The 25,764-nt window shown below is 61.0% G+C and carries 29 protein-coding genes; 16 read left to right on the top strand and 13 right to left on the bottom strand.

Annotated elements, in window-relative coordinates:
- The first annotated feature begins 75 nt into the window (after nt 1-75).
- Nucleotides 76-315, top strand: a complete 240-nt coding sequence (gene rpsU / locus G9X64_RS00605; protein ID WP_003546477.1) for a 30S ribosomal protein S21 — start codon at nt 76-78, stop codon at nt 313-315.
- 207 nt (nt 316-522) lie between these two features.
- Nucleotides 523-747 carry a hypothetical protein gene (locus G9X64_RS00600; RefSeq protein WP_168312471.1) on the top strand — a complete coding sequence of 75 codons (225 nt, stop codon included), beginning with the start codon at nt 523-525 and terminating at the stop codon, nt 745-747.
- Between the two features lie 38 nt (nt 748-785).
- On the opposite strand, the gene G9X64_RS00595 is transcribed toward G9X64_RS00600, so the two are convergent.
- On the bottom strand, nt 786-1,274 hold the full coding sequence (locus G9X64_RS00595) for a MarR family winged helix-turn-helix transcriptional regulator (protein ID WP_168312472.1): 489 nt from the start codon (nt 1,272-1,274) through the stop codon (nt 786-788).
- Between the two features lie 124 nt (nt 1,275-1,398).
- On the opposite strand from G9X64_RS00595, the gene G9X64_RS00590 reads away from it, so the two are divergent.
- Entirely contained in the window at nt 1,399-1,821 is a 423-nt protein-coding gene (locus G9X64_RS00590) for an organic hydroperoxide resistance protein (RefSeq protein WP_003546481.1), read from the top strand.
- Nucleotides 1,822-1,913: 92 nt separating this feature from the next.
- Here the strand turns inward: G9X64_RS00590 and G9X64_RS00585 are convergent, their stop codons facing one another.
- Nucleotides 1,914-2,360, bottom strand: coding sequence for a MarR family winged helix-turn-helix transcriptional regulator (locus G9X64_RS00585; RefSeq protein WP_168312473.1), 447 nt, complete (start codon nt 2,358-2,360; stop codon nt 1,914-1,916).
- 88 nt (nt 2,361-2,448) lie between these two features.
- Between G9X64_RS00585 and G9X64_RS00580 the strand changes: the two genes are divergently transcribed.
- From G9X64_RS00580 to G9X64_RS00570, 3 genes are all read left to right on the top strand, one after another.
- Complete coding sequence (locus tag G9X64_RS00580; protein ID WP_168312474.1) at nt 2,449-3,177, top strand: DUF899 domain-containing protein; 729 nt, start codon at nt 2,449-2,451, stop codon at nt 3,175-3,177.
- 85 nt (nt 3,178-3,262) lie between these two features.
- A complete protein-coding gene (locus G9X64_RS00575) occupies nt 3,263-3,730 on the top strand; it encodes a DUF1579 domain-containing protein (protein WP_168312475.1) in 468 nt (155 codons plus the stop codon).
- 78 nt (nt 3,731-3,808) lie between these two features.
- Nucleotides 3,809-4,588, top strand: coding sequence for a VOC family protein (locus G9X64_RS00570; RefSeq protein ID WP_171375756.1), 780 nt, complete (start codon nt 3,809-3,811; stop codon nt 4,586-4,588).
- A 174-nt stretch (nt 4,589-4,762) separates the two neighbouring features.
- Here the strand turns inward: G9X64_RS00570 and G9X64_RS00565 are convergent, their stop codons facing one another.
- On the bottom strand, nt 4,763-6,283 hold the full coding sequence (locus G9X64_RS00565; RefSeq protein WP_168312477.1) for an ABC-F family ATP-binding cassette domain-containing protein: 1,521 nt from the start codon (nt 6,281-6,283) through the stop codon (nt 4,763-4,765).
- A 169-nt stretch (nt 6,284-6,452) separates the two neighbouring features.
- On the bottom strand, nt 6,453-6,665 hold the full coding sequence (locus G9X64_RS00560) for a hypothetical protein (protein ID WP_168312478.1): 213 nt from the start codon (nt 6,663-6,665) through the stop codon (nt 6,453-6,455).
- A gap of 63 nt (nt 6,666-6,728) precedes the next feature.
- On the opposite strand from G9X64_RS00560, the gene G9X64_RS00555 reads away from it, so the two are divergent.
- Entirely contained in the window at nt 6,729-6,872 is a 144-nt protein-coding gene (locus G9X64_RS00555) for a nucleotidyltransferase family protein (protein WP_168312479.1), read from the top strand.
- A gap of 42 nt (nt 6,873-6,914) precedes the next feature.
- Here G9X64_RS00555 and G9X64_RS00550 read toward each other — a convergent pair whose 3' ends face one another.
- Both G9X64_RS00550 and G9X64_RS00545 read right to left on the bottom strand, forming a co-directional pair.
- Nucleotides 6,915-8,510, bottom strand: a complete 1,596-nt coding sequence (locus G9X64_RS00550; RefSeq protein WP_168312480.1) for an ABC-F family ATP-binding cassette domain-containing protein — start codon at nt 8,508-8,510, stop codon at nt 6,915-6,917.
- A gap of 400 nt (nt 8,511-8,910) precedes the next feature.
- The gene (locus G9X64_RS00545) at nt 8,911-10,476 is read right to left on the bottom strand and encodes a helicase HerA-like C-terminal domain-containing protein (protein WP_168312481.1); all 1,566 of its coding nucleotides are present in this window, start codon (nt 10,474-10,476) and stop codon (nt 8,911-8,913) included.
- A gap of 224 nt (nt 10,477-10,700) precedes the next feature.
- Here G9X64_RS00545 and G9X64_RS00540 point away from each other — a divergent pair, with 224 nt between their 5' ends.
- From G9X64_RS00540 to G9X64_RS00530, 3 genes are all read left to right on the top strand, one after another.
- Nucleotides 10,701-11,093, top strand: coding sequence for a hypothetical protein (locus tag G9X64_RS00540; protein ID WP_003546502.1), 393 nt, complete (start codon nt 10,701-10,703; stop codon nt 11,091-11,093).
- Between the two features lie 97 nt (nt 11,094-11,190).
- Nucleotides 11,191-11,646, top strand: a complete 456-nt coding sequence (locus tag G9X64_RS00535; RefSeq protein ID WP_168312482.1) for an NUDIX hydrolase — start codon at nt 11,191-11,193, stop codon at nt 11,644-11,646.
- 78 nt (nt 11,647-11,724) lie between these two features.
- The gene (locus G9X64_RS00530; protein ID WP_168312483.1) at nt 11,725-12,072 is read left to right on the top strand and encodes a hypothetical protein; all 348 of its coding nucleotides are present in this window, start codon (nt 11,725-11,727) and stop codon (nt 12,070-12,072) included.
- A gap of 26 nt (nt 12,073-12,098) precedes the next feature.
- Here G9X64_RS00530 and zwf read toward each other — a convergent pair whose 3' ends face one another.
- From zwf to G9X64_RS00515, 3 genes are all read right to left on the bottom strand, one after another.
- Nucleotides 12,099-13,607: a glucose-6-phosphate dehydrogenase gene (gene zwf / locus G9X64_RS00525; protein WP_168312484.1), complete on the bottom strand. Its 1,509-nt coding sequence runs from the start codon at nt 13,605-13,607 to the stop codon at nt 12,099-12,101.
- Between the two features lie 133 nt (nt 13,608-13,740).
- Nucleotides 13,741-14,511 carry a trans-aconitate 2-methyltransferase gene (gene tam, locus G9X64_RS00520; protein ID WP_168312485.1) on the bottom strand — a complete coding sequence of 257 codons (771 nt, stop codon included), beginning with the start codon at nt 14,509-14,511 and terminating at the stop codon, nt 13,741-13,743.
- An 87-nt stretch (nt 14,512-14,598) separates the two neighbouring features.
- Nucleotides 14,599-15,879 (bottom strand): hemolysin family protein, encoded by a 1,281-nt coding sequence (locus tag G9X64_RS00515; RefSeq protein ID WP_171375755.1) that lies wholly within the window; start codon nt 15,877-15,879, stop codon nt 14,599-14,601.
- Between the two features lie 641 nt (nt 15,880-16,520).
- Between G9X64_RS00515 and G9X64_RS00510 the strand changes: the two genes are divergently transcribed.
- Complete coding sequence (locus tag G9X64_RS00510) at nt 16,521-17,033, top strand: P-loop nucleotide/nucleoside kinase family protein (RefSeq protein ID WP_168312487.1); 513 nt, start codon at nt 16,521-16,523, stop codon at nt 17,031-17,033.
- Between the two features lie 163 nt (nt 17,034-17,196).
- On the opposite strand, the gene G9X64_RS00505 is transcribed toward G9X64_RS00510, so the two are convergent.
- Together G9X64_RS00505 and G9X64_RS00500 are read right to left on the bottom strand one after the other, a co-directional pair.
- Complete coding sequence (locus G9X64_RS00505; protein ID WP_168312488.1) at nt 17,197-17,646, bottom strand: hypothetical protein; 450 nt, start codon at nt 17,644-17,646, stop codon at nt 17,197-17,199.
- A gap of 74 nt (nt 17,647-17,720) precedes the next feature.
- Nucleotides 17,721-18,407 (bottom strand): TetR/AcrR family transcriptional regulator, encoded by a 687-nt coding sequence (locus tag G9X64_RS00500; protein ID WP_168312489.1) that lies wholly within the window; start codon nt 18,405-18,407, stop codon nt 17,721-17,723.
- A gap of 148 nt (nt 18,408-18,555) precedes the next feature.
- Between G9X64_RS00500 and G9X64_RS00495 the strand changes: the two genes are divergently transcribed.
- The 5 genes from G9X64_RS00495 (at nt 18,556) to G9X64_RS36255 (ending at nt 23,597) form a co-directional block, all read left to right on the top strand.
- Nucleotides 18,556-19,734 carry a patatin-like phospholipase family protein gene (locus G9X64_RS00495; protein WP_168312490.1) on the top strand — a complete coding sequence of 393 codons (1,179 nt, stop codon included), beginning with the start codon at nt 18,556-18,558 and terminating at the stop codon, nt 19,732-19,734.
- Nucleotides 19,735-19,762: 28 nt separating this feature from the next.
- A complete protein-coding gene (locus G9X64_RS00490) occupies nt 19,763-20,521 on the top strand; it encodes an acetoacetate decarboxylase (protein WP_168312491.1) in 759 nt (252 codons plus the stop codon).
- 26 nt (nt 20,522-20,547) lie between these two features.
- Nucleotides 20,548-21,330, top strand: coding sequence for a 3-hydroxybutyrate dehydrogenase (locus G9X64_RS00485; protein WP_168312492.1), 783 nt, complete (start codon nt 20,548-20,550; stop codon nt 21,328-21,330).
- Nucleotides 21,331-21,567: 237 nt separating this feature from the next.
- Nucleotides 21,568-22,461, top strand: coding sequence for a DUF2092 domain-containing protein (locus tag G9X64_RS00480; protein WP_168312493.1), 894 nt, complete (start codon nt 21,568-21,570; stop codon nt 22,459-22,461).
- Nucleotides 22,461-23,597 carry a hypothetical protein gene (locus tag G9X64_RS36255; protein WP_246270849.1) on the top strand — a complete coding sequence of 379 codons (1,137 nt, stop codon included), beginning with the start codon at nt 22,461-22,463 and terminating at the stop codon, nt 23,595-23,597. The genes G9X64_RS00480 and G9X64_RS36255 overlap by 1 nt, the downstream gene beginning before the upstream one ends.
- A gap of 112 nt (nt 23,598-23,709) precedes the next feature.
- On the opposite strand, the gene G9X64_RS00470 is transcribed toward G9X64_RS36255, so the two are convergent.
- A complete protein-coding gene (locus G9X64_RS00470) occupies nt 23,710-24,423 on the bottom strand; it encodes a TetR/AcrR family transcriptional regulator (protein WP_312863997.1) in 714 nt (237 codons plus the stop codon).
- A 79-nt stretch (nt 24,424-24,502) separates the two neighbouring features.
- Nucleotides 24,503-24,739 carry a hypothetical protein gene (locus G9X64_RS00465; RefSeq protein ID WP_168312321.1) on the bottom strand — a complete coding sequence of 79 codons (237 nt, stop codon included), beginning with the start codon at nt 24,737-24,739 and terminating at the stop codon, nt 24,503-24,505.
- Between the last annotated feature and the right edge of the window lie 1,025 nt (nt 24,740-25,764).

The following is a 25,764-nucleotide window of genomic DNA, read 5'->3' as shown; positions in this document are numbered from 1 at the left end:
CGGGTTTTTTATTTTGGCCCGGGTTTTTTATTTTGGACAGTGCGGCCCCGCCGCCGCGACAGGAAGGATATCGTTTTGCAGGTACTCGTCAGAGATAACAATGTCGATCAGGCGCTCCGCGTGCTCAAGAAAAAGATGCAGCGGGAAGGCCTGTTCCGGGAAATGAAGGCGCGCAGCGCCTTTGAAAAGCCGTCCGAGAAGCGCGCCCGCGAAAAGGCCGAGGCCATTCGCCGCCAGCGCAAGCTCGCCCGCAAGAAGCTGCAGCGCGAAGGTCTGCTGCCGGCGCCGAAGAAGGTTCTCCGCCCCACCCGCTAATCCCGGGCTTGGCAACACGGCCCAACCGTGGAATCACGGTTCAGCCGTGAATCATGGTTTCTGCCATTGAGCCATGGCTTGCAGCGCCGCGCGTCGTTTCCAGACGCGCCAGGAGGCTGTAACACTTGAATTTCAGCATAATTCCTTGAACCGATTCCGATTTGAGGAACTATGCAGTAACGCCGCCATCACCTGGGAAAGGGGCCTATGACCGCCACCAAGGGAGAATTCTTCAATCCCGCCAAGCTTTCGTCTCGCGACAAGGCGGAAGCGACCGATCACACGGCGCGCGCCATTATCGCCGCCGAGGCATCGGCCCGTGACAAGAAGACGGAGAAGCTGAAGGCGCTTCGCTTGCAGCAGGAGGCCGATGCCGAACCCAAGGCGGCGCCTGCAAAGAAGCGCCGGTCGCCGGTCAAGCCGCGGTCCTGATCTCGGCGCGCATACCGGCTTTACCGGGTTAAACGCGTTCACCCGCCGCCCGTGCCGGCCCGCCCGAGATTGCCCCGCAGCCGATGCAGCATGTCGCGCATCTCGGCCATTTCCTGAAGCGTGCAGCCTGCGGCTTGCCCGATCGCCGTCATGATCGTATCGATCTCCCCTTTCATTGCCTGACCTTGCGGGGTCAGCGACACTATTACCTGCCGTTCGTCGCGCAGGTCGCGGATGCGTTTGATCAGTCCGGTCTGTTCCAGCCGTTTCAACAGCGGCGAGAGCGTGCCGGAATCGAGATCCAGTTGCTCGCCGATCGTCTTGACCGGCAACTCGCCGCGTTCCCACAGCACCAGCATCACCAGATATTGCGGATAGGTCAGGCCGACCCTGTCGAGGATCGGCTTGTAGGCGCGGGTGAAAGCATGCGCCGTTGCGTAGACCGCGAAACACAACTGCTTTTCCAGCCGCTTCTCCTCTTGCGGTATCTCGATCGTCGTCGTCTTGTGCGCTTTCATATCCATCATCCTTGAGGCTTGATTGTCCTCTTTTCGAATTCGAAATGCAATTTGCAAAATTCACTTGCGTACAATTTAATTGTGCGATAATAAAAATCCAACCCGACCGAAGGGCCAACCAAAGGAGATCGTCATGCCTATTCTCTATACGACCAAAGCTTCTGCCACCGGCGGCCGCGCGGGCCGCGCCGTTTCCGAAAACGGCGTTCTGGACGTGACGCTGACCGTTCCCAAGGAACTCGGCGGCGACGGCGCAACCGGCACCAATCCCGAACAACTCTTCGCTGCCGGTTACTCCGCCTGCTTCCTCGGTGCATTGAAATTTGTCGCGGGCCAGCAGAAGGTCAAGATTCCCGAGGACACGACGGTCTCCGCCAAGGTCGGCATCGGCCCGCGCGAAGATGGCGGCGGCTTCGGCATCGAAGTGGCGCTGACGGTCAATATCCCGGGTCTCGACCGCGAAACCGCTGAAAAGCTCGCAGCCGCAGCCCACATCGTCTGCCCCTACAGCCACGCGATGCGCACCTCGACCGAGGTCCCGGTCACTGTCGCCTGATCGGTTTTAATAACTTGGCAGCCGTATCGGCTGCCGCCATCTGCCGCCCGGGTAGGATACTATCCGGCCGGCTTCGGCGCTTCTGCCATCATTCATGAGAGTGCCTGCAGATCCTGCCGCAGCCTTGCGACGCTGCCATCCGGCAGCTTTCCGTCGATCATCGCATGCGTGCTTTCCCAGATCGGCAGCGCTTTTGCCAGCACCGCCTTGCCCTCAGGGGTGAGGCTCAGCAGCCGGCCGCGCCTGTCCCTCGGGTTCTCCATCACCGTCACCCAGCCCTTGCGCTGCAACGGCTTCAGCGCCGCCGTCAGCGTCGTCTGGTCCATGGCGAGCAGGGCGGCGACCGGCCCCATCGGCGGCGGCTCCGGCCGGTTCAGCGACATCATCAGTGAAAACTGCCCGTTGGTCAGCCCGGCCGGCCTCAGCGCATCGTCGAACAGCCGCGCAAGTGCGCGTGCTGCTCGCTGCACATGCAGGCAGAGGCAGGTGTCACGCACCATCAGCGTCGTGGAAAAGGGAATCTCGATCGAATTTGACATGCCTCATTTCTATTGATATCAATGTATTTAGTCAAGGAGAAGGAGATGAGCCGGCTTCACCGGCAAGCGCCGGAGGAGGGCGCATTCCATGCAGAATGAAGTCGTGTCCCGCGAAGAGTGGCTCGAGGCCCGCCGTGCCCTGCTGGCAAAGGAGAAGGAAGCGACGCGGCTGCGCGACAGCGTCAACGCCGCCCGTCTGGCGCTTCCCTGGGTGAAGGTCGACAAGGACTATGTCTTCGAAACGCCGGAGGGAGGCAAGTCGCTCGCCGATCTCTTCGACGGCCGCAGCCAGTTGCTGATCTACCATTTCATGCTTGGCCCGGATTGGGATGCCGGCTGCACCGGCTGCTCCTTCCTGTCCGATCATGTCGATGGCGCCCTGCCGCATCTGAACCATCACGACGTCACCTGGGTCGCCGTTTCGCGCGCGCCGCTCGACAAGATCGCCGCCTATAAGAACCGCATGGGCTGGAAATTTCCTTGGGTCTCTTCCTTCGGCAGCGATTTCAATTTCGATTATCACGTTTCTTTCAGTCCCGAGGATCTTGCCAAAGACAAGGTCTTTTACAATTTCACACCGATGCAGCCGGCTGATGCCAATGACGAACTGCCGGGCCTCAGCGCTTTCTACCGCAACGACAAGGGCGAGGTCTTCCATACCTATTCGAGTTATGCCCGCGGGCCGGAAGAACTGGTCGGCACCCTGATGATCCTCGACCGCGCGCCGAAGGGCCGCAACGAGGACAGCACGATGAATTTCGTGCGCCGCCACGACGAATATGAGGAGGCCGCCAAGGCGCCATCCTGCTGTCACTGAGCCGGAGCATGATGCCGGAAGTGTAAGCGGTTTTGCGTCCGGAATGCGGAAAAACAAACACCACCATCACTCAAGGGAGAAGAGGATGATGAAGACCGCTGAAGTGCTGAAGGAACATTCCTTCCTGGAAAGACTGGTCGGCGACTGGACCGTCACCGCACCCGACATGAGTGGCGGCGAGCCCTGGACGGAGACCGTCCGCTCGCTGCACGGCATCTGGTTCGTCGCAGAAGGGACCGGCCGTATGCCGGACGGCAAGGAGGCGACCAGCATCCTGACGCTCGGCTACAACGACGCAAAAGGCAAGTATGTCGGCAGCTGGATCGGCAGCATGATGGACTATATGTGGGTCTATGAGGGCGAGGTCGACGCGTCAGGCAATGTGCTGGACCTCTATACGACAGGCCCCGACTTCAATGGCGAGGGGCTTGCCGATTACCGCGAGCAGATCACCTTCGTCGACGCCGATCACCGCACCTTCGTCTCCAGCGCCAAGCAGCCGGACGGTTCCTGGAAGCAGTTCATGGAAGCACATTACGCCCGCAAGATCTGACAATCGCGGCGTTCACCCTCGAGAAAGGGGCCTCGCAAAGAGGCCTCCGAAGAGGGGCGTCGAAAAAGGGAGAGTGGGATGTCCGAGACGCATGGAAAGTTCATCTGGTGCGAGTTGATGACCCCCGACACATCGGCTGCTGCGAAATTCTACAGCTCCGTCGTCGGCTGGACGACCTCCGAAATGAAAGTGGAGGGCATGCCCACCTATACGATCTTCGAGATCAACGGCGTCGGCGTCGCCGGGCTGATGGAATTTCCGGCCGAACTCGAGGGTAAGGGCATTCCACCGAACTGGACGGGTTATGTCGACGTCGACGACGTCGATCAGTCGGCCAAGGATTTCGCCGCCAATGGCGGTTCGGTCCGCCGTCCGCCGGAAGACATCCCGACTATCGGCCGCTTCGCCGTCGTCGCCGATCCGGATGGCGCGGTGATCTGCATCATGACGCCGGCGCCGATGGACAAAAGCTGGCCGGAACTGGCCTTCGACGCGCCCGGCAATATCGGCTGGCACGAACTCTATGCCGGCAACGGCAAAGACGCTGTCTCCTTCTATTCCAAGCTGTTCGGCTGGACGAAGGACAGTGAAATGGACATGGGTCCGATGGGCGTCTACTACCTCTTCGCTCACAATGGCCGGCAGATCGGCGGCATGATGACCAAACCGGAAAATATGCCGACGCCCTTCTGGTGCTATTATTTCATCGTGCCGACTCTCGACGCCGCGATCGAACGTGTCACTTCAGGCGGCGGCAAGGTCGTCAACGGCCCGATGGAAGTCCCCGGCGGCAACTGGATCATCCAGGCCACCGACCCGCAGGGTGCCTTTTTCTGCCTGGTGGCACCGAAGCGGTAGGTTTTAGTGCGTCGTTGGCGGCGTGCCGTGGGCCCCCCTCATCCGGCTGCCGCCACCTTCTCCCCTCGGGGGTCCGAAGGACGGGTCGAGACAAGTGGCTCGGCCCCGGCCAGTGCCCGTAGGGCGGATGAGGGGGCTGCACGGCACGCCGCCAATAACAGTCACGCCCATCCTTCATCCCCCAACCGAAGCAAAGAACCCTTCCGGGCTCTCCACCTCCAGCAGCCGCTTCCTCTCGATCAGCCAGAACCGGTTGCCCACCGCCCGCACGAAACTGCGGTCGTGCGATACCAGCAGGCAGCTCGCCTCATGCGCCATCAGCTCGCTCTCCAACGCCTCCTGTCCCTCGATGTCGAGGTGGTTGGTCGGCTCGTCGAGCAGATAGAAGTTCGGCTCCGTCAGCCGCAGCACCAGCATGCCGAGCCGCGCCTTCTGGCCGCCGGAGAGCTGGCCGATCTGTTTTGCCTGCATGTCGATCGTCATGCCGGCGCCGGCCAGCAAGCCCCGCGCCCGCTGGTCGCCGACATCGAAGCGGCGGATGATCGTGCCGATCGGCGTGTCGGTGTCGGCAAGATCGGCAAGCGCCTGGTCGCCATAGCCGAGTACCAGCGAAGGCGTCGCCTTGATGCTGTCGCGCGCCGTCTCCGGTCTTTCGATCGCCTGCTTCAGCATCGACACCAGCCGTGACTTGCCGGCGCCGTTGAGGCCGAGCAGCACGATGCGGTCGCCCTGGCAGATGAATTGCCGGCCGGTCTTGAAGAGCAGCGTTCCATCCGGCGTCGTCACCGCCGCATCCTCCAGCGTCACCAAAACCTTGGCATGCGTGCCGCGATTGGCGAGCCGGATGGCGCCGGCCGAGCGCTCGAGATGCGCCGGTTTTGCGGCGTCCTCCAGCTTCTCCGCCCGCTGCTTGAGCTGCTTCGTCTTGACGACGAGCAGGTCGCTGCCGGAATTGATGCCGATATTGTTGAGCTTTGCCGCCTGCTTGCGCAGCTGCTCCGCCACCTTCATGTCGCGCTCGTAGCGCCGGGCCTCTGACGCATCGGCCTCGTCGAGGGCGGCGCGCGCTCGTGTATAGGGCAGGGCGAAGACCGGTGATTGCTCCGGCCGCAGGAACAGCGTCCGGTTGGTCGTCGCATCGAGGAAGGCGCGATCGTGGCTGGAGAGGATCACCGGCACGTCGCGCGGCAGCGCGTTCAGCCAGCCTTCCAGCTGCGCGATCTTTTCAAGGTCGAGATGGTTGGTCGGCTCGTCGAGCAGAAGCACGTCGGGTTCGCTCACCCAGGTGCGGGCAAGCATGGCAAGCCGCTGCCATCCGCCGCTCAACTGCTTCATTGGCCGGCCGCGCATGGCCTCCGGCACGTCGAGCGATTCCAGCACCACGTCGACCCGCCAGCTTTCGCTTTCGGCCTGATCGGCCGGCAGGGCCTGCAGCACCGCATCGTAGAACGGCGTGTCGAAAAGGGCAGGTGGCACATTCTGCGCGACATGGCCGACGGTTAGCCCGCGCGCCTTGGTGATCTCACCGTCGCTCGGCTCCAGCGCGCCGGTGATGCAGGCAAGCAGCGTCGATTTCCCCCGCCCGTTGGCGGCGACGAGGCCGATGCGGTCGCCGGCATTGACGACGAGATTAAGCTTGGAAAACAAGGGATTGCCCAGCGTCACGCCGAGATTGCGGATATTGATGAGTGTCATGATCGTTCTCTGGTCTTGACCGGGTATCGAGTGCGATCCAAGGGCATTCAGCCATCACGGGATTGCGCGTATCGGATCCGGGAGTTGAGAATAATGCGCGCTATAATTTACGGCGCTGCATTGGCCACGAAGGGCAGACCAGGAAGAGATGTCGAGAAACGGTCTCTGGTCAGCCCTGCAAACGCATTTGCAGGGCGTTGACGGGACCACGCTGGCGAAACTGAAAATAATATTGCATTGCGTGATCCTCCTTTCTCAAAAAAGCTGCGTGATCCAAATAACATTGCCCGCAAAAAGAGGCAAGAGAGCAGCAAGCACGCCGATAGCCGGCCGACGCGAGCTCGCAGGCGATCATACGATAACCTGCTTCCATGCCGACCATCGCCACATCATCCAAATGGTCGGATATAGGATCAATTGATTTAATATCCGTCAGGAGGAAGATGTGGCAAGATCAGAGCCGCAGAGTGCCATGCGGTCTCCGCTCGACACTGTGTTCGGTACGGTCGCAAGGGGTGAGGATCGCCTCCGCAGCGATCTGGACATCGGCCTTGTCGCAGCCTGGGCCGAAGTCGTTCTTGCGAAATAGCCGCGGTGGCGCTGGCATCAGCGATATCGCCCAAGTCCCGATTTATCCACTCCGCCCACCAGCAGCAAGCTCCAGCCGCCGCGTTATCCCGATACTCTCGAGAAACGTCTCGTCGTGGCTGACGACCAGCATCGCCCCATCATAAGCGCGTAGCCCGGCCTCGACCGCTGATATCGAGTCAATGTCGAGATGGTTGGTCGGTTCGTCAAGGATCAACAGCGGCGGGAGTGCCGAGCCGAGGACGCAGGCAAGGCCAGCCCGCAGCAATTGCCCGCCGCTCAGCGTCGATACGGTCTGCAGCGCGGCATCGGCCCTGAACATGAAGCGGGCAAGGGCGGCCCGGCAGGTATTTTCATCGGCCTGCGGATTGATCCGGCGGAAATTGTCGCGGATCGAGGCCGACGGATCGAGCAAGCTCACCTTCTGATCGAGCATCGCGAAAGCGGTTATGACGCCGACCGTGCCGGCCCAGGGTTTCAGCGCGCCGGTGACGAGCGCCAGCAAGGTCGTCTTGCCCGAGCCGTTGCGGCCGGTGACGGCGATACGCTCCGGTCCCGTCACGTCGAAGGAGAGATTGCTGATGACAGGATCATCAAGCTGATAGCCCGATGTCACGGCATCCAGCTTCAGTACGATCTTGTTCGCCGGCAGTCCGGTCGGCGGCAGGGTGACCGACAAGGGCTGGAGGATCTCGATCTTCTCGCGCGCTGCTGTTGCCTCTTCCATTGCCTGGGCGCGCCGACGGTCGGCGAGGCGGGAATTATCGCCACCCGTCGTTTCGCTCCGCTCCTTCATGCCACCGAGCAAAATGCGCGGTATGCCGCCCTTGGCGGCCATCTTTCGGCCCGCGCTGTCCCGTTGCGCCTGACGTTCCACCGTCGCCTGCGCCTTCCTCGCCACCTCGGTCATGCGTTTTTCGGCTTCAGTGAGATCATGCTGTGCCGCCGCAAGCTCGAGCGCCTTGCGCTCGCGATAATGGCTCCAGTCGCCGCCGTAGCGCGTGGCACCGAGCGACGTCAGTTCGACGATCGCATCGACGCTTTCGAGCAGTTCCCGGTCATGGCTGACGATGATGGCGCCGGCCCGCCAGCCTGACATCAGCGCGATCACCGCCTCGCGGCCTTCGCGATCGAGATTGTTGGTCGGTTCGTCGAGCAACAGGAAATCCGGTTCGGTGAAAACAAGCGCGGCAAGCCCGGCACGGGTGCGCTGCCCGCCGGAGAGTACCGCAAGCGGCGTCTCCGGCGGCGCGTCGAGCCCGGTCCGATTGAGTGCTGCGGCGACGCGCGCCTCCAGCATCCAGTCCGCGGATGCAAGTTCGCTGGCCGTCGCCTCGCCGGCTTCGGCACGGCGAAGAATAGCGAGCGCATCGGTGACGCCGAAGAGATCGGCGACCGTTTCGTGCGGCGCCACCTGAACGCTCTGCCGCAGCACGCCGAGGCTGCCGTTGACGGATACGGTGCCCGAATGCGGCTGGATCTCACCGGAGACGAGTTTGAGCAGCGTCGTCTTGCCGACGCCGTTGCGCCCGACAAGACCGGTACGCTCGGCCCCGAAACTCAGGTCCAGATTGGAAAAGAGCGGCCGGCCGTCAGGTGCGGACCATGAAATTTGAGAGAGAGTGATGGATGCAGGCATGGATATGGATTTCCCCGTTGGCAAGGCGAACTGGCGTTGCGATCGGGTTGAAATCCATTGCGGCACACATCCTGTTGAAATGGTCGATGGCAGATAATTTAAGGAGTAAAGGCTGAACGTTCAAGCAAAAGAGCCGACTTTCCGCCCCGTTTTTCTCGGCGGGCTTCATCCTGAGATTGCCTCTCACCCTAACCCTCTCCCCGTAAAAACGGAGAGAGGGGACGTGCCCTGCGAGAGGTTGGTGGGGAACGGAGAGGTCGCGGCTTGTCCCCTTCGCCCGCGAGCGGGGTCCGAAGGACGGGTCGAGACCCGTGGCTCGACCCCGGTCGGTGCCGGCAGGGGATGAGGGCTGCACGACGCGCCACTGACGACATGCCTAAAGCAGAGAAGACATTCAGCCCTACCGCTTCAAACTCCCCAATATCCCGCGCACCAGCGCCCGGCCGACCTGCGTCGCCACCGTGCGCGCCACGCTCTTCATCGCCGCTTCGACCACCGTTTCGCGCTGGTAGCCGGAAGTCCTGCCGCGCGATTGGCCGCGGCCCTGGTTGTCGTCGTCATTGCCGCCGCCGAAGCCCGGCAGGTTCCAGCCGGAGGTCGTGCCGCCCTGTTGCTGTGGTGCTTCTTCCTGCGCTCGCTTGGCGGCCTCGGCATCGGCTGCCTTCTTCGCCCGTGCGGCCAGCAGTTCGAAGGCGGATTCGCGGTCGATATCCTCGTCATAGACGCCGAGAACAGGGCTCCTGTCCATGATCTGCCGGCGCTCGTCATCCGTCACCGGGCCGACACGGCCGGATGGCGGGCGGATCAGCGTGCGCTCGACGATCGAAGGCGCGCCCTTGGCTTCCAGCGTCGAGACCAGCGCCTCGCCGGTGCCGAGATTGGTGATGACGGTGGCGCAATCGAAGGCCGGGTTCGCCCGGAATGTATCGGCCGCCGTCCTCACTGCCTTCTGCTCCCGCGGCGAATAGGCGCGCAAGGCGTGCTGCGCCCGGTTGCCGAGCTGGGCGAGCACCGTTTCCGGCACGTCCAGCGGGTTCTGCGTCACGAAATAGACGCCGACGCCCTTGGAACGGATCAGCCGCACCACCTGCTCGACGCGTTCGGTCAGCACCTTCGGCGCGTCGTTGAAGAGCAGGTGCGCCTCGTCGAAGAAGAAGACGAGCTTCGGCTTCTCCGGATCGCCCACCTCGGGCAGTTCCTCGAAGAGTTCCGAGAGCAGCCAGAGCAGGAAAGTGGCGTAAAGCCGCGGGTTCATCATCAGCTTGTCGGCGGCCAGCACCGAGATCTGGCCGTAACCATTATTGCTGGTGCGCATGATGTCGGTGATTTTCAGCGCCGGTTCGCCGAAGAAGTGCTCGGCACCTTGCTGTTCGAGAACGAGCAGCGCCCGCTGGATCGAGCCGACCGAGGCCTTGGAGATCAGGCCGTATTGGTTGGAAAGTTGGCTGGCGTTCTCGCCCATATAGTTCAGCAGCGAGCTGAAATCCTTGAGGTCGAGCAACGGCAGCCCGCCCTGGTCGGCGATCTTGAAGGCAATGTTGATGACGCCTTCCTGCGGTTCGGAGGCATCCATCAGGCGGGCGAGCAGCAGCGGTCCCATCTCGGCGATGGTAGTGCGCACCCGGTGGCCCTTCTCGCCGAACAGATCCCAGAAGATCACCGGAAACTGGTCGAATTCGTAGTCGGTAAAGCCAATCTGCTCGGCGCGCTTCGTCAGGAAATCCTTCGGCTCGCCCTTGGCGGCGATGCCGGAAAGATCGCCCTTGATATCGGCCGCAAACACCGGAACGCCGGCCCGCGAGAAGCCTTCGGCTAGCACCTGCAGCGTCACCGTTTTGCCGGTGCCGGTGGCGCCGGTGACGAGGCCGTGGCGATTGCCGAATTTCAGGTCGAGATATTCCGGCTTGTTGATGCTGTCATCGGGATTGCGGCTCGCGCCGATGAAAATCTTGCCTTCCTCGATCATTCGGAATGCTCCCTTGGGGCTCTGCCGCCATTTGTATGAGAAGGCGTGCTTCTGCCGCCTTCATCGAACCATCGTTTCCCTGTTATAAGCAGGCATGCGCATGCGGACAACTGTTTGCATTGAAAGCAAAACCGGACAAAGTGCGGCCCGGGGAGGGGTCGGCTTGAGTTACGGTCGAATCTCGATTAACGTTGACGTTAACGTCAAAAAACAGGAGGCTGACGATGAATGAAATTGTGACCCAGATCGCCGATCGCGTGGGTATTGCGCCTGATCTGGCCGAAAAGGCGCTCGGCATGATGCTCGGCTTTCTGCAGCGCGAGGCCGCCGATGGCCCGGTCGCCAAGATGATCGAAGCGATCCCCGGCGGCGCCGATCTCGTCGCCCAGTTCAACGGCGCCGGTGCCGGCGGCGGCGGTCTGCTCGGCGGGCTGATGAGCTCGCTCGGCGGCGGCGGCATCATGGGGCTCGGCCAGCAGCTGATGGGCGAAGGCCTCGGCATGGGCGAGATCACCTCGCTTGCCAAGGAAACCATCGCGATCGCCAAGCAATATGCCGGCGAAGAGGTGGTCGACGAGGTCGTCGCTTCCGTCCCAGGCCTCAGCCAGTTCGTCTGAGACGAGGGATCGGCAGGAGCCTCGCTTTGTCGCGGGGCTCACTGTTCTCGCCACACCATGGTGAAAAGCAAGCGCTGTCCCTATGGAAGGAGAGCTCGTGACCGTCTGGCGCCCGTCGCAGCAGATCAGGGTGAAGGTGATCGGCCTCGCCTGGCGGAAAGACCAGTTGCTTGCCGCCGAAGTGGAGGATGACAGCGGCCGCATCAAGGGCGTTCGCCCGCTCGGCGGCGCGATCGAATTCGGCGAAAGCCGCGAAGAGGCCCTGCACCGCGAATTCGGCGAGGAGCTCGAGACCGATATCCGTATCGTCGGCCCCTGGCATCTGCTTGAAAACATCTACCAGCATCATGGCGCGACCGGGCACGAATTCATCTTCGCTGCCGATATCGAACTGGCCGATGCATCGCTCTATGAGCGCGATGAAATCCGTTACCGCGAACTCGATGAGACGGCGGCGACGGCGCGCTGGTTCGGCCGTGACAGGTTGCGGGACGCCGGCATCGATCTCTATCCGACAGGCCTCGACAGGCTGCTGTCGCGCTGGCGCGATTGAGCCGGAGATCGCCCGCTCTGAGGCGCCATATTCCGATCGCCAAACTTTGATCGTCCGCCCCCGCTTCCGCGGGGAACAATGAGGTCATCCTGCTGTTTCTGTCGCATCGCTGAAACCATAGGGAATAGCATCATGCGTATGTTTCTTGCAGCAGCCTCGATCATTCTCCTCGGCTTCGCCGCTCCGGCTTTCTCCCAGGCGCTTGCTGATATGGACTCTAGCGGCCGCTTCGGCGGCATGCCACCCGGCACGGTGCCGGGGGCGGAATCCAGCGGCGGGCTCATCATTCCGCTCGATTCAATCGAAACCGGTGATATCACCGTCGTCATTCCGCCGGATCGGCCCACTTGCCCACGGCCCGGAACGCGTCAGTACCGCGCGGCCGAGCGCAACGGTACCCTAAGCGACGCCTGCCTGACGCGATAGTCCCGGATTGGAAAGCAGAACCGTCTCTATTTGCCGTTTCTGTGCAATAAAACGCCGAGTTCATGCCACTGCCGCCTGTCGCGCTGGATCAGTTCGTCGGCGCAGGGCGGTCCCATGCTGCCCGGCGCGTAAGTGTCGGGCACGCTCTGATCCCCAGCCCAGATGTCGAGGAAGGGTTGCACCGCCGCCCATCCGGCCTCGATGCCGTCGGCGCGCTGGAACAGGGTCTGGTCGCCGATGAAGAGATCGTAGAGCAGCGATTCATAGCCGGTCGTCTTGGCGATATCGAATTTGTCGGCATAGCGGAAGTCGAGGGAAACAGGCACGGTATCGACGGAAAGCCCCGGCGATTTGATCGAGATTTCCATGCTCATGCCCTCGTCGGGCTGCACCTGGATCACCAGCCGGTTTGGCGGCAGGCGACTATTGACTTCGGTCTCGCGAAACTGCGCAAACGGCACCGGCTGGAAGGTGATAACGATCTCGGTGTCACGCGCCGTCAGCGCCTTGCCAGTCCTGAGATAGAAGGGCACACCGGCCCAGCGCCAGGTATCGGCATAGAGTTTCAGCGCCACGAAGGTCTCGGTCCTGCTGTCGGGCGAGACGTCCTTGGTGTCGCGATAGGCCGGAAGCTCGGCGCCATTGAGCGGGCCTGCGCCATAGGCGCCGCGCACGCCATGCGTCTTGGCCTCCTCAGGCGTATAGATGCGCAGCGCCTTCAGCACCTTGCTCTTCTCGTTGCGGATTGCTTCGGCATCGAAGCTGTTCGGCGGTTCCATGGCGATCATCGCCAGCAGTTGGAAGAGATGGTTCGGCACCATGTCGCGCAGCGCGCCGGTTGCATCGTAGAATTTGCCGCGGCTGCCGACATCGACGATCTCGGCGGCGGTGATCTGCACATGGTCGATATAGCGGCTGTTCCACAAGGACTCGATCATCATATTGGCAAAGCGCGCCGTCATAAGGTTCTGCACCGTCTCCTTGCCGAGGAAATGGTCGAGCCGGTAGACTTGGCTTTCTTCGACCTGGGCGAGAATCTGCGCATTGAGCGCCTGCGCCGAGGCGAGATCGGTGCCGAACGGCTTCTCAATGGCGACGCGGCGGAAGACGCCGTCGCTTTCATCGGTCAACCCGTGGGCGGCGAGCTTCTCGACGATCGTGCCGAAAAAGGATGGCGGGACGGCGAGATAAAAAGCGGCATTGGCATTCGGCCCCAGCCGCTTGCCGATCTCGACGAAAATATCGTCCTTGGTGAAATCGCCGGACGTATAGGAAATGCGCTGGCGCAGGCTTTCCCAGGCTTCGTCCTTCACCGTCTGTTCCTCGCCGTGCAGATGGCTCAGGAACGCGTCGAGCCGCCCGCGCAGGAACTCGTCGTCACCCGGCTCGATGCCGATGCCGAGAATGTGGAGATCCTCGCCGACCAGGCGGCTGCGCGTCAGATTGATGATTGCCGGCACCAGCAGGCGGCGCGTCAGGTCTCCCGTGGCGCCGAAGATGACGAGGGTGACCGGCGGGGTAGGGGCAGCGTCCATGTGTCATCTCCTTGGATTTTCCGGCCGACTATAATGCGCGCCAGCTTTGCCGCAACCTAGGCGGCGAGGGATAACAGGCATTTGACACCATCTGGGCGTTCGAGCTCGCGTGACCTTGGTTGGGCGCGGCCGATTACCCTTTCACGGCCACGATGAAAATCCTCGGAAACCGCAGCAGCACCCGCCCGTCCGACATCTTGGGATAGGCCTTTTCCACCCGCTCCAGGTATTCGGCCAGGAATGCCTCGCGATGCTCCTCGCCGGCATGGGCGAGATAGGGCATCAGTCCGGTTCCCTTCACCCATTCGACAATCGCTGCAGCATCCGCCATTGGGTGATTGTAGACGGTGTGCCAGATATCGACACGCGAGGATTTGGCGATCAGTCGGCTGTAATAGATGGACGGCGGCGGCAGCGGCTTGCGGCGCACGCTCTTCGCCTCGAAGGAGGATTTCCACGGGCCGGCATGGGCGGTCTCCTCCATCGTCAGATGCGAGGGTTCGCCGAGATTGTCGGGCATCTGCACGGCCAGGACGCCGCCTTCGGAAAGCCCGTCCATCAGCCGGTCGAAGATATCGAGATGATCGGGCAGCCATTGGAAGACGGCATTGGCAAACAGCAGATCCGCGGGCTCAGTCGGCTGCCAGATGCCGAGATCAGCCTCGACGAAGGCTGTGCCCGGCAGCCTTTTGCGCGCCGCCTCCAGCATGTTGATGTCGCTGTCGAGGCCGGAGACGCCGGCAGCCCCATAACGCTCGATGATGAGTTCGGTGGAATTGCCCGGCCCGCAGCCGAGGTCGATGGCGCGACGAAGACTCTGCAACGGCACCTGTGCCAGAAGATCTCGCGCCGGTCGCGTGCGTTCGTCCTCGAATTTCACATATTGGCTGGCGGACCATGCCATGGCGGTACCTCCTGGTGTCGGACCACGTCTTCCATGCGGATGGTGTCGATGTTGCTGCCGTCGATCTTGACGGCACGGGCCAAGCCGTCACCCTCGATCTTCAGACACAAGTATTTTGTCGACGCGCCTCCCGTCGAGATCGATGACCTCGAAGCGCCATCCACCTCTCGTGAAGCTCTCGCCCAATTCGGGCAGATGTTTCAGCTCTTCCAACACCAGGCCGGCGACAGTCTGATATTCCAGATCGTCATCGAGCCTGAGGTTTAAGAATTCAGCGAATTCGTCAATCGGCGTCCAGCCCGACACGAGATAAGAGCCGTCGTCTCGACGAGCGATGGCCTGTTCATCGACAGATCCCTCCTGCAGAGCCCCCATGATTGCTTCCAAAATGTCACCTGACGAAACAATCCCCTCGAAGTGGCCGTACTCGTCGAAAACCAGCACCATGTGAACGGGCGATTTCCGGATGGCTTCAATGACATTGATGGCAGTTGAAAGGTCTGAAACCACCGGGACATCTTGCGTCAGAGCCTTGATGTCGACACTGCCGTGTTCGGACATCGAGTCGTAGAAGTCCTTGACCGGAAGAATGCCGATCACCTCGTCCGAACTGCCTTTTCGAACGGGCAACCGCGACCGCTTCGTCCTGTGCAACTGGGTCCGAATTTCATCGAGGCTGTCGTCAATATCAATGATTTCCACGTCCCGTCGGGGCGTCATAAGCGCTCGGGCGGTGCGGTCCGCCAGCCGCATGACGCCTGAGATCATCGCCGACTCTTCGCTTTCGATAACGCCAGCCGACTGCGCCTCTGCCAGAACAGTTTTGATCTCTGCATCGGAGACATTGTCGCCACCTTTTCCTGCCTGGCCCAAGAGCTTCAGCACAAGATTTCCGGAGGCGTTCAGAAGCCACACGAGTGGCAGCGCGATTTTTGACAGGACTGCCATGGCGGGTGCGACCTTTGCCGCAACCGCTTCGGGTTCTCGCAATGCGATCTGCTTGGGAACAAGTTCGCCGATGATCAGCGAAAGATATGTGATTGCCACAACGACTGAACCGACGCCAATGGCATCAGCGGCCGTCGATGACATCCCTTGTGCTTCCAGCCATCCGCTCAGGCGAGCGCCGAGCGTGGCCCCCGAGAAAGCGCCGGATAGAACGCCGACCAGCGTGATGCCGATCTGCACCGTGGAGAGAAAACGACCGGGGTTTTCGGCAAGCTTGATCGCTTGAGCGGCACCCTTGCTCCCGTTGTCGGAGAGAACTTTTAGGCGGGCTGTTCGCGAGGACACAACGGCCAGCTCCGACATGGCAAGCACACCATTCAGGATGGTGAGAAACGCCACAATTCCAATTTCCAGAAACACAGGGACCCTATTCGTTGAGGTTATAATGCCGCATTCGTCAGGCGAAGCGACGAGGCATTCGAAGGGACGCTACTATAGACGCATCGCCTATCGTCTTTCTATCATCGTGTTGACATCAGTGCAGCTTCCATCAGGCCGCTCGTCTGAAGTGAAAGTCAGAGGCATCGGTAAAATCGGGTAGGCCCGCGCGGCCACCGGTCATTGACAATGGTCTGGGAAGCGGTCCTCTCTGCGGGAGGCTTGATATGCCTGAGGCGAGGCGGAGGTCATCGCACCGTCTACAATGGTCGCCTGCTTCCTCGGCCGGGAGATCCCGGTTGGAATGGGCGGAGCTTGTACTGGATGGGTCGCTGTCAGGCATGTCGCAATTTTGACGGTGAAACAGTGCTGACGCAAGAGGCGCCGAACGAAAATCCTTATAGCGTCTTGATGTGACAGTTTCGCCAACGGATTGCTTGTGAATGCGGCGCGAGACGCCGTGGGGTTTTACGAAGCGCTCGGATGGGCTGTCATTGAGGCCGGTCATGAAAACCCTGTGCTGACAAAGGAATTGCGAACCAGGCCTCAATGGTGAAGTATTGCGCTGACCGCGAGCTGCTCTGACGTTCTCGTGGAACCTCTCCAAAAACGACGAGGTCACAATGCTCATCATCTTTGGCGGTCTGCCTGGCAGCGGAAAGACGACGATTGCCCGCGCTTTGGCTGAGCGGTTGAATGCGGTCCATGTGCGCGTCGATACCATCGAGCAAGCAATCCGTGCCTCCGGAATTTCCGATGATGCCGGGCCTGCAGTCTATATCGTGGCTTACGGTATTGCGGGAGACAATCTGACCCTCGGCAGGACCGTCATCGCCGACTCCGTAAACCCGCTTCGGATAACCAGGTCAGCGTGGCTTTCGGTCGCGCAAGCGGCCGGGGTAACAGCGGCCGAGGTCGAGGTCGTTTGCTCGGACAAAGCCGAGCACCGCAAGCGTGCTGAAACACGCCTCACCGACGTCGAAGGTCTGGTGAAGCCGACATGGCAAGAGATTTCCGAAAGAGCCTATGACGAATGGCCCGATGCAATCGTCATCGACACGGCTTCGAAAACGGTCGACGCGGCTTTGGATGAACTGGTGAGTCGATTGAAATCGCTTGATGCGATGAATGAATGATCTCGTTTCCGAGTCGACACGTGAGGCGAGGCGGATCTCATCGCAATGTCCTATAGCCGCCGCCTTCCTGGGCGGTGATTCCGGTTTTGTCTGCCCAGTGGCCTCGTCTGTTTGTACGCCCGGCGTGGCTGATGGTAGCTTTGCCGGTGATTTCCGCAAAATCCTATCGTCGGATAGACAGGTCCCCTGTCGCCAATTCTGCCCGGCAAGCCTCACCAAAATCGAGGAGAAAGTTCATCTCGCCGGAACGCGCGAGATCGCGGATTTCAGAGAGTGAGCGATTTGGCGTCAAATAGGTCTCGACGATCCTTACCATTGCCAGTTCGGCTCCATCCACGACCGGACGGGATGCGATCAGACGCATGTGGGCGACCAATGCATAAAGCAGCACGAGGTCGGAGACGTCGTCCTTCTGGTGGCTTATTGCGTCGCCATAAAGCCGCGTGGCTTCGGTGATGAAATCGGAAAACAGCTTTTCGCGTTTGGCAATCTCGGCCTCGCGTTGTTTTTCCTTCACCTGTGACCGATGCGTCATCCAGGTGGAGGCAAACGAGGTCAGGCTGCCAATCGCGATGCCTGCGAGCCCCATCAGAGCAGAGATGTATGCGTCCATGAGATTTCTCCTCTCGGACGAGCCAGCGCGGGCACCAGATCAAAGACAGAGTGGTTGCCCGCGAGCCTCAAACCCTATTCGGCAAGCGGAGGACCCACCCACACACCTGATGGTATCGCAGGGATACAATTCGCCAATCCGTCGAGCATGCCTTGCAAGACGGCCTCGGTCAGCTGCTCCATCTTGTCGCTGGGGCCGACGAGGCGGTCCGCCAGCAGCAAAGTTAGACCATGCATTTGGGACCAAAAAACGAGAATCGCCCCATCGAACATGCGGGTATTGGCCTCGACATCTGCGATGGGGCGCCCGAGAGCGCCGTCGGAAATCGCGTCAACGATAAGGGCCTTCATGTTGTAGGCCGCAGTTCTTTCGATTGCGGGACGCCCATCGTCCTGGCCACCAAGGTAGCCGCCGAACATCAATCGGTAGAGCGCTGGATTGTTGACGCCGCCGCAGACATACGCGCGCGCCATAGCTGCCAGCCGTTCGCGCGGACTGTCGAGTTCCTTGGTCGCTTCAGCCATCCGCTTCGCCAACAGTTCAAACCCAACCGCCGAGACGGCTGCCAGCAATTCGCGCTTGTCGGCGAAGTGTTTGTACGGGGCGTTGTGACTGACGCCCGCCCGACGTGCGAGCTCGCGAAGCGAAAACTCCGTGCTTTGAGACTCGCTGAGGACGTCAAGGGCGGCCTCTACGATCGCCCTGTGCAGGTCGCCATGGTGGTACGGGCGCGGGTCTTTCGGGGAAATGTCTTGGGTCATGCCATCCATTTAGAATGTTAAGTTGCTCGCGTCAACATTCTGCCGAGCGTATGTTGACATTGTCTACTCTAGCACTTAAGTGGGCGATGTCAACATACGCTGCGGCCGATCTGGAACGGCAGTGGGATCAACAACCGAGGTAAACTGCATGGCCGCTCAACATCCCGTCAAAAACAACAGGCACCGCATAGCGGAGCGTCCGCCATTCGAGCGTATCGCGCTGTTGTTGCAAGGCGGAGGGGCGCTCGGTTCATATCAGGCCGGCGTCTATCAAGCATTGGCCGAAGCCGGTCTGCATCCTGACTGGGTCGCCGGCATCTCTATCGGTGCCATCAACAGTGCCCTGATTGCGGGCAATCCGCCTGAAAGACGAGTGGAGGCGCTCAGGAGCTTCTGGGAGACGGTAACCGCCCCGGCTCACGGGTTTCCCACTCTGTTTTCGGCGATGCTAGGGGCGATGGGGCTCCAGGGTGATTTCGCGCGTGGCCTGCTCAATCAGGCACATGCCTTCGCCACCCTTATGGACGGCGCCGCGGGCTTCTTCGGGCCCCGTCCGGTGCCACCATTCTTTTCATCCGCCGGCAGCATCGAGGCGGAAAGCTTCTACGACGTCGCACCGCTGAAGGCGACGCTGGAACGGCTGGTGGACTTCGACCGCATCAATACAGGGGCCATGCGTTTCAGCGTCGGCGCCGTCAACGTACGCACCGGCAACTTCGAGTATTTCGATACCACGACGCACGATATCCGCCCCGAACATATCATGGCGAGCGGCTCCCTGCCGCCTGGCTTCCCGGCGACGAGGATCGACGGCGAGTGTTACTGGGACGGCGGCCTCATCTCCAACACGCCGCTGCAATGGGTCCTCGATAACGCGCCGCGCCAGGACACGCTGGCCTTTCAGGTCGATCTCTGGAGCGCGAGTGGCGAGTTCCCGCGTGACCTTCTCGGAATCGAACTGCGGCAGAAGGATATCCGCTTCTCAAGCCGCACACGCGCGGCGACCGACCATTTCAAGACGCAGCAGCGGCTGCGCCGCGCACTCGGCCATCTGGTCGAACTCGTCCCGCAGGACGCACTGCTGCAAGCCGATCCCGAGATCAAGCTGCTCGTCGATCAGGCCGACGAGAAGGTCTACAACATCGTCCAGCTCATATATCGCGCCAAGAAATACGAAGCGAGCTCCAAGGATTACGAGTTCTCCCGGCTGACGATGGAGGAGCACTGGGCCTCCGGCTACAACGACGCCCTTCAAACATTGCGCCACCCCGAGGTGCTGCAGCGGCCCGGCACGCCGGACGGCGTCGCCATTTTCGACTTCGATTGAGATTTCACCCAAAGAGAAGAGCACGACCATGAAGATCGCCGCAGTCCGCGAAAACGCCTTCGCGATGCCGCTCAACAATCCGGCCTATCCGAGGCCACCCTACAAATTCTACAACCGCGAATTTGTAGTCATCAACTACCGGACCGATCCGGAGACCCTGCGCGCCGTCGTGCCGGAGCCGCTGGAAGTGATCGGCGACACCGTCGCCTATGAATTCATCCGCATGCCGGATTCCACGGGTTTTGGCGACTATACGGAAACCGGGCAGGTCATTCCGGTGCGCTTCACGACGCCGTCGGGCAAGGTGCAGGAAGGCAGCTACGTGCATGCCATGTATCTTGACGACAACTCTCCGATCGCCGGCGGCCGCGAGATCTGGGGCTTTCCGAAGAAGCTGGCGACGCCGAAGCTGTCTCACGAGCAGGAGACGCTCGTCGGGACGCTCCACTACGGCTCGGTTCTCTGCGTGAGGGCGACCATGGGCTACAAGCATCGCGAGCTCCCGCTTGAGCCGCTGGCCAAGGCAATGGCGAAGCCCGCCTTCGTGCTGAAGGTCATCCCGCACGTCGACGGTTCGCCCCGGATTTGCGAACTCGTGCGCTACTATCTCGAGGATGTGACCCTGAAGGGCGCATGGGCCGGGCCGGCAGCCCTGCAATTGTTCGAACACGCAATGTGCGACGTCGCGCGTCTACCCGTGAGCGAAGTCACCTCGGCCAACCATTACGTCGCCGACCTGACGCTCGGCCTCGGCGAGGTCGTATTCGACTACCTCCAACACGACTGATCTCCCGCAACTGAAAGGAACTATCCATGTCTCGATTTGATGGAAGAGTAGCGATTGTCACCGGAGCCGCGAGCGGCATCGGCAAGGAAATCGCGCTTCGCTTCGCAGCCGAAGGCGCCATTCCCGTGATCGCCGACCTCAATCTCGACGCCGCGAAGGCAACGGCCGCCGAGATCAAGGAGAAGGGCGGCGATGCCTTCGCCGTGGCGATGAACGTCGCCGACGAAGAGCAGGTGGAAAAGGCAGTTGGCGAGGTGATCGCCAGGTTCGGCAAGATCGACGTGCTGGTCAGCAACGCCGGCATCCAGATCGTCAAGCCGCTGGTCGACTTTCCCTTTGCGGACTGGAGAAAGCTGCTTTCGATCCATCTCGACGGCGCCTTTCTGACCACTCGCGCCTGCCTCAAGCACATGTATGCCGCCAATTACGGCCGGGTGATTTACATGGGCTCCGTGCACTCCAAGGAAGCCTCGAAGCTGAAGGCGCCCTATGTCACGGCCAAGCACGGACTGATCGGACTGGCCAAGGTACTGGCAAAGGAAGGGGCCGAACACAACGTCACGGCCAACGTGGTCTGCCCCGGCTTCGTGCGCACGCCGCTCGTTGACAAACAGATCCCCGAGCAGGCGCGGGAGCTCGGCATCAGCGAGGAGCAGGTGGTCAAGACGGTGATGCTAAAGGAGACGGTCGACGGCGAGTTTACCAGCACCGATGACGTGGCAGACGCTGTTCTCTACTTCGCCGCAGCCAGGTCCAATGCCGTGACCGGTCAGTCGCTGGTCGTGAGCCACGGCTGGTTCATGCAGTAGGAACGATTGCGGACAGACGAACGACACCCTTTGCGGCGCCGTGCGACAGAAACGCTCCACCAACCCCGGACCAACTCCACCTCGCGACGAGCCGCAGCGCGCTCGCGCTATCTCGTTTAGAGCAATTCCAGCAAAAGTGTGCAGCGGTTTTGCGTCGGAATTGCGTGAAAACAAAGAGATAGAGCATTTTTATGATTCGAAGAAAACGGAAATGCTCTAGTATCAAAGGAAATGAACATGGAAGTCTTTAATGGTTTGCGGCGGGCCTTCACGAAGGCCCGGCGACCTTCGGTGGCCACGAGTCGCTCTGTCGACGGCGCATGCGTGCATGGAGTGCCTGCGATACTGCGGAACGCTGTCCAGACTACTGCGCTCGGCATGTGCTTGGGATTCGCCGCACTGCCGATAGCCCGAGCGGATGAGCCGAGCCCGCCGGTAAAACGGGCGATCAGCGACGAGGCCGCGACCGCCGTTTCGCAGATGGGAAAGACGCTCCTTGCCAGGGACCTGACGATCACGGCGAGAACGATCAGCATTTACCTGGATCAGTCGGGACAACCGCTTCACATCTTCCATACGATGAAAATCACCGTGCGCCGTCCCGACCGGATCGCCGTCGAGTTTACCGGCGATGATGGCAGGCACGATCTGTTCTACGACGGCAAGTCGGCCTCGGTCTTCTTTCCCGACAGCAAGAAATACGCAACGATCCCGGCCTCGGGCGACATACCATCTGCGCTCAACGAGGTGGCAACCAAGCTGGACGTCGATTTTCCGCTCGGCGCCCTTTTTGCAGACTTTCCGGACAAGGTCCTGTTGGGCGATGCCTTGGCCGCCTGGCAGGTGGGAACGGCTACCGTCGACGGCGTCGAGTGCCGGCATCTGTTTTTCTCTCAGAAGTCCGGCATCGATCTGGAATTGTGGGTCGAGAAAAATGCCGCGGCGACGCCGCATCGTCTGGTCGTCACCTACCCGCTGCTGCAGGGCCAACCAAGCTTCGTCGCCGAATTCACGAGCTGGAAGGCCAACCCCCCTCTGTCCGACTCCGAATTCACCTTTGAACCTCCCGCCGATGTGAAAAAGATCGACCTGACACCAGCCGTCGCGTCGGGAACGAAAGGAGGCAAGTGATGAACTATCTGAAGCGCACCTGCTTTGCCTTTCTCGCTTTCACGGCCATTACATCGGACGCGGCCTTCGGTCAGTTTGGGCCGCCGCCCGGCGGTCCACCGCCCCTGCGGTCTGGAGGACCACCCCATTTCCCGTCTGGCGGGTCGCCGCGTTTCCCGTCGGGAGGGCCGGGAGGGCCGCCACATCCGCAGATGGGTGGCATACGGCGTCCGCCGATGGCCCACGGCCGCCCGCCGATGCGCGTGCAGAACCGTCCACCGGTGAACCCTCGCACTCGTGTGCCAAATGTCGCTGGCGCAAAGGGGCGCTTGGCGGAGGGGCCTGGCCGCGGACGGGGCAACCTGTCCGGAAATATCCGCAACACGCCGAATTCGGGCGGTAACATCAACGGTAACCGCGCCTTCATGAACTCCGGCGGCAATATCGTCGCAAAGGACTCCGGCAACCTCACTGTCAGCAATTCCGGCGATCTCAAGGTCTCTGGCAACGGCAACGGATACTTTGGCCGTGGATATTATGGTCGCGGAGACCACGGCGTCGGCGACTATGGTCACGGAGAGTATGGCGGTGAATATGGGCGTGGATACTATCGCCGCGAAGCCTACGTCCTGGGCGGGTATGCGGCAGGCGTCGCCGTCGGTGCTGCGGCCGCCTCGGGCACAGGCGGAACGACGTATTCTTCCTATGGAGATCAGTCCGGATCTACTGCGAGTTCCTCTGGCGCAGCGTCCTCGAGTTCGTCCCAGGGCAGCACTCCGGGCTCTGCTAACGGGGCGTCGTCGGGTTCGTCTCGCGGGGGTTCTTCGGGTTCGTCTCACGCCAGGTCTTCAGGCTCATCTGGCGAGGAATATGCGAGATCTTCCGATCAGAGCCGCTCCAGCTCGCCCGTTGGCGGCGGAGAGGGCGGGACGAACCAGAGCGGCGGCAACAGCAGCTCCCAGTCTGTGAATCCTTTGATTGCCGGCCTATTTGAGAGCCTGCCGCCGGAGGGCACGACATGGACGTCGGAAGATGCGGTCGGTTGGCTTCAGGCTGCGGCCGCCAATCTACGGATCGTCTATAAGATCCAGGGAAACATCTCGGTCACGGGCGAAGTCCCGCCCTCGGATTACAATCGCGTGCCTGGCGGAAATTAGATTCAGCTCAGCATGGGGAAGAGGCAAAAGCTGGATACGTCGCACGACGTATCCGGCCTTTGCCAGCATCGAAAACTGCCCGGCTCCGTCCGCTCTGAGGCACCTCGCCAAATCAGGCCATTCGTTCCGAACGCCGCAGAAGCCCGTTCATAACGAGGTCAATGTGCGCCTCCATAAGCGCCCTGCCGTCGATCGGCCTTCGATCGGCAAGCATGAGATGCCAGACGGCGACCTGAAAAATCGAACTTGCGAGCACGTCCGGCGTATCGGCGGCCGTATCTTGTCTCAACTCTCCCGATTTCACGCCTTCCTCGACCAGGGTCGTGAGGGCTGCCAGCGTCGGTGCGATGAATAGCTCATGACGGCAGTCGACCATTTTGGGAAGACGAGTTCCTTCGGCGACGGACAAGCGCAGGAGTTCTCTAGTCCTTCGGTCGTTGGCCGTGTTTTCATAAGTGATAAGCAGCAGGTCGCGGATCCTATCGGCGCAGGATCCCCGAAGGCAGCCGATGGCGGTCGACGGGTCTGCGGATGACGTCGATGCGTGGCGAAACATCTCCTGGAAAAGAACGTCCTTGGTCGGGAAATAGAGGTAGACCGTTCCCTTTGTTATCCGCAGTCGAGTTGCGATGTCTTCAACTCGCGTTGCCGCATAACCTTTTGCCGCGAACTCCTCGAACGCGGCCTCCAGTATTTCATGGGGACGCAGCGCCTTCCGTTCCGCCCGCGATGTTTTCTTTCCCACTCTTTTCATCACATCCCATTGGTTTTCTCTGGTGGGCACACCTGTGGTGGCCCGCACAGGACCCTTGGTGATACCGCTCACCTTGATGGATATTGCGGGGCGTCGACACTTCCGATCGCAGATGTTGACATCGTCTACTTTAACAGAGAAGTTGACTGTGTCAACATGGGGCGATGACTGTCACACCTCGGCGAAGAATATTGAGCGCGTCTTGCAATCTAAGGGCAGCCAGCGCCTTCGTCGCCTCGTCGGCGGGCCATCCGGCCTCCATTGCCGCCGACAGCAGGGTGGCCTCGGTGTGAAGCTCCAGTCTCTCGTAGAGGGGCTCAAGCGCCTCTCGGGCGGTTACAACGTGCTCGTCTGGAGGCGTGATAGTAGTCGGAGATACCGTCGGCATACTGCGTCCCCTCCCTAAGGTTTTGGAACCTTGAAATTAGTGAATGGCCGCCGACGCCGGTGCGAACATGACCAGCTTCGGAGAGCCAGCACTCATGAGCAAAAGGTAAAACAAAGTGTGTAGGTCCGCCAGCATACTTGTGTATGCGGAGATTATACGGAGGCAGTATACAGGCGGACTGCTAGCTAGGAACCCATGCCTTGCTCAGCCACTCGTCTCGAGTATGAAGCGTCCATACGTTGCTCCTTTCCTAGCCGGCGCGCACGCCGTCGCTTGTCCGGGACGAGGTCTATTTGATGTCATTGTCCGTAGAGCGCGCCGAAGGCCTCTCATCGCGAGAGAGCGGGTGGTGGTCTGATTTCTGGCAGCGGGCTCGATGAAGGACGCGTAAACCCCCGTATAAGTCGTCTCCTCCTCTTCGCTACCCGATCCTTCCTCAAGATCAATAGCGGGTCGAGCGGCGTCCTGTTACGGTCAGGGTACTTTCTCCCGCGCGGCAATGTCATCAAGTTCACGAAGGCGTTCATCACGCCTCGTGATGCCTGCACCAAGAACAGACTTGAGGGCGGATCCCCAGCGATAGGTGGCCGGCGAGAAGATGGGTCGGACCGTTTGCCTCTTCGTCCTCCGCGTTCCTTCTAAGGATTGAGACCATGACACATGAACTCCACCGCATCCAAATCGAGCTGGTCCCACTGGCGCTGTTTCCCAGCGCATATGGGGAAGCTGGGCCTTGCGCTCCAGGCTCTCCGCTCCACACGCCGCCCGATATTTCATCATGGCCGCCTGCGGACTTGGAGGCTCATTTGATGATGTTTTCCGTCACGCCACGCGAAACGATCAACTCTCCCTGGGGACAAGCTTTGCACCCCTGGAGATCTGCCTTTACCCTTTACGTTGCTGGAACCCAGTTCGGTCTTTTCTGCTACTCCGTCGGGCTTGTCCGGCTTTTAGAGGACTTCGGGATCTCTGCCCTTCAGTGATTTCCGTGACCATGCATTAAGCCGGAGCCGCGGCTTGGGTCC

It is taken from the genome of Rhizobium sophorae (assembly GCF_013087515.1).
GTDB classification, from domain to species: Bacteria; Pseudomonadota; Alphaproteobacteria; order Rhizobiales; family Rhizobiaceae; genus Rhizobium; species Rhizobium sophorae.
This window is presented reverse-complemented; position numbering and strand designations above follow the sequence as displayed.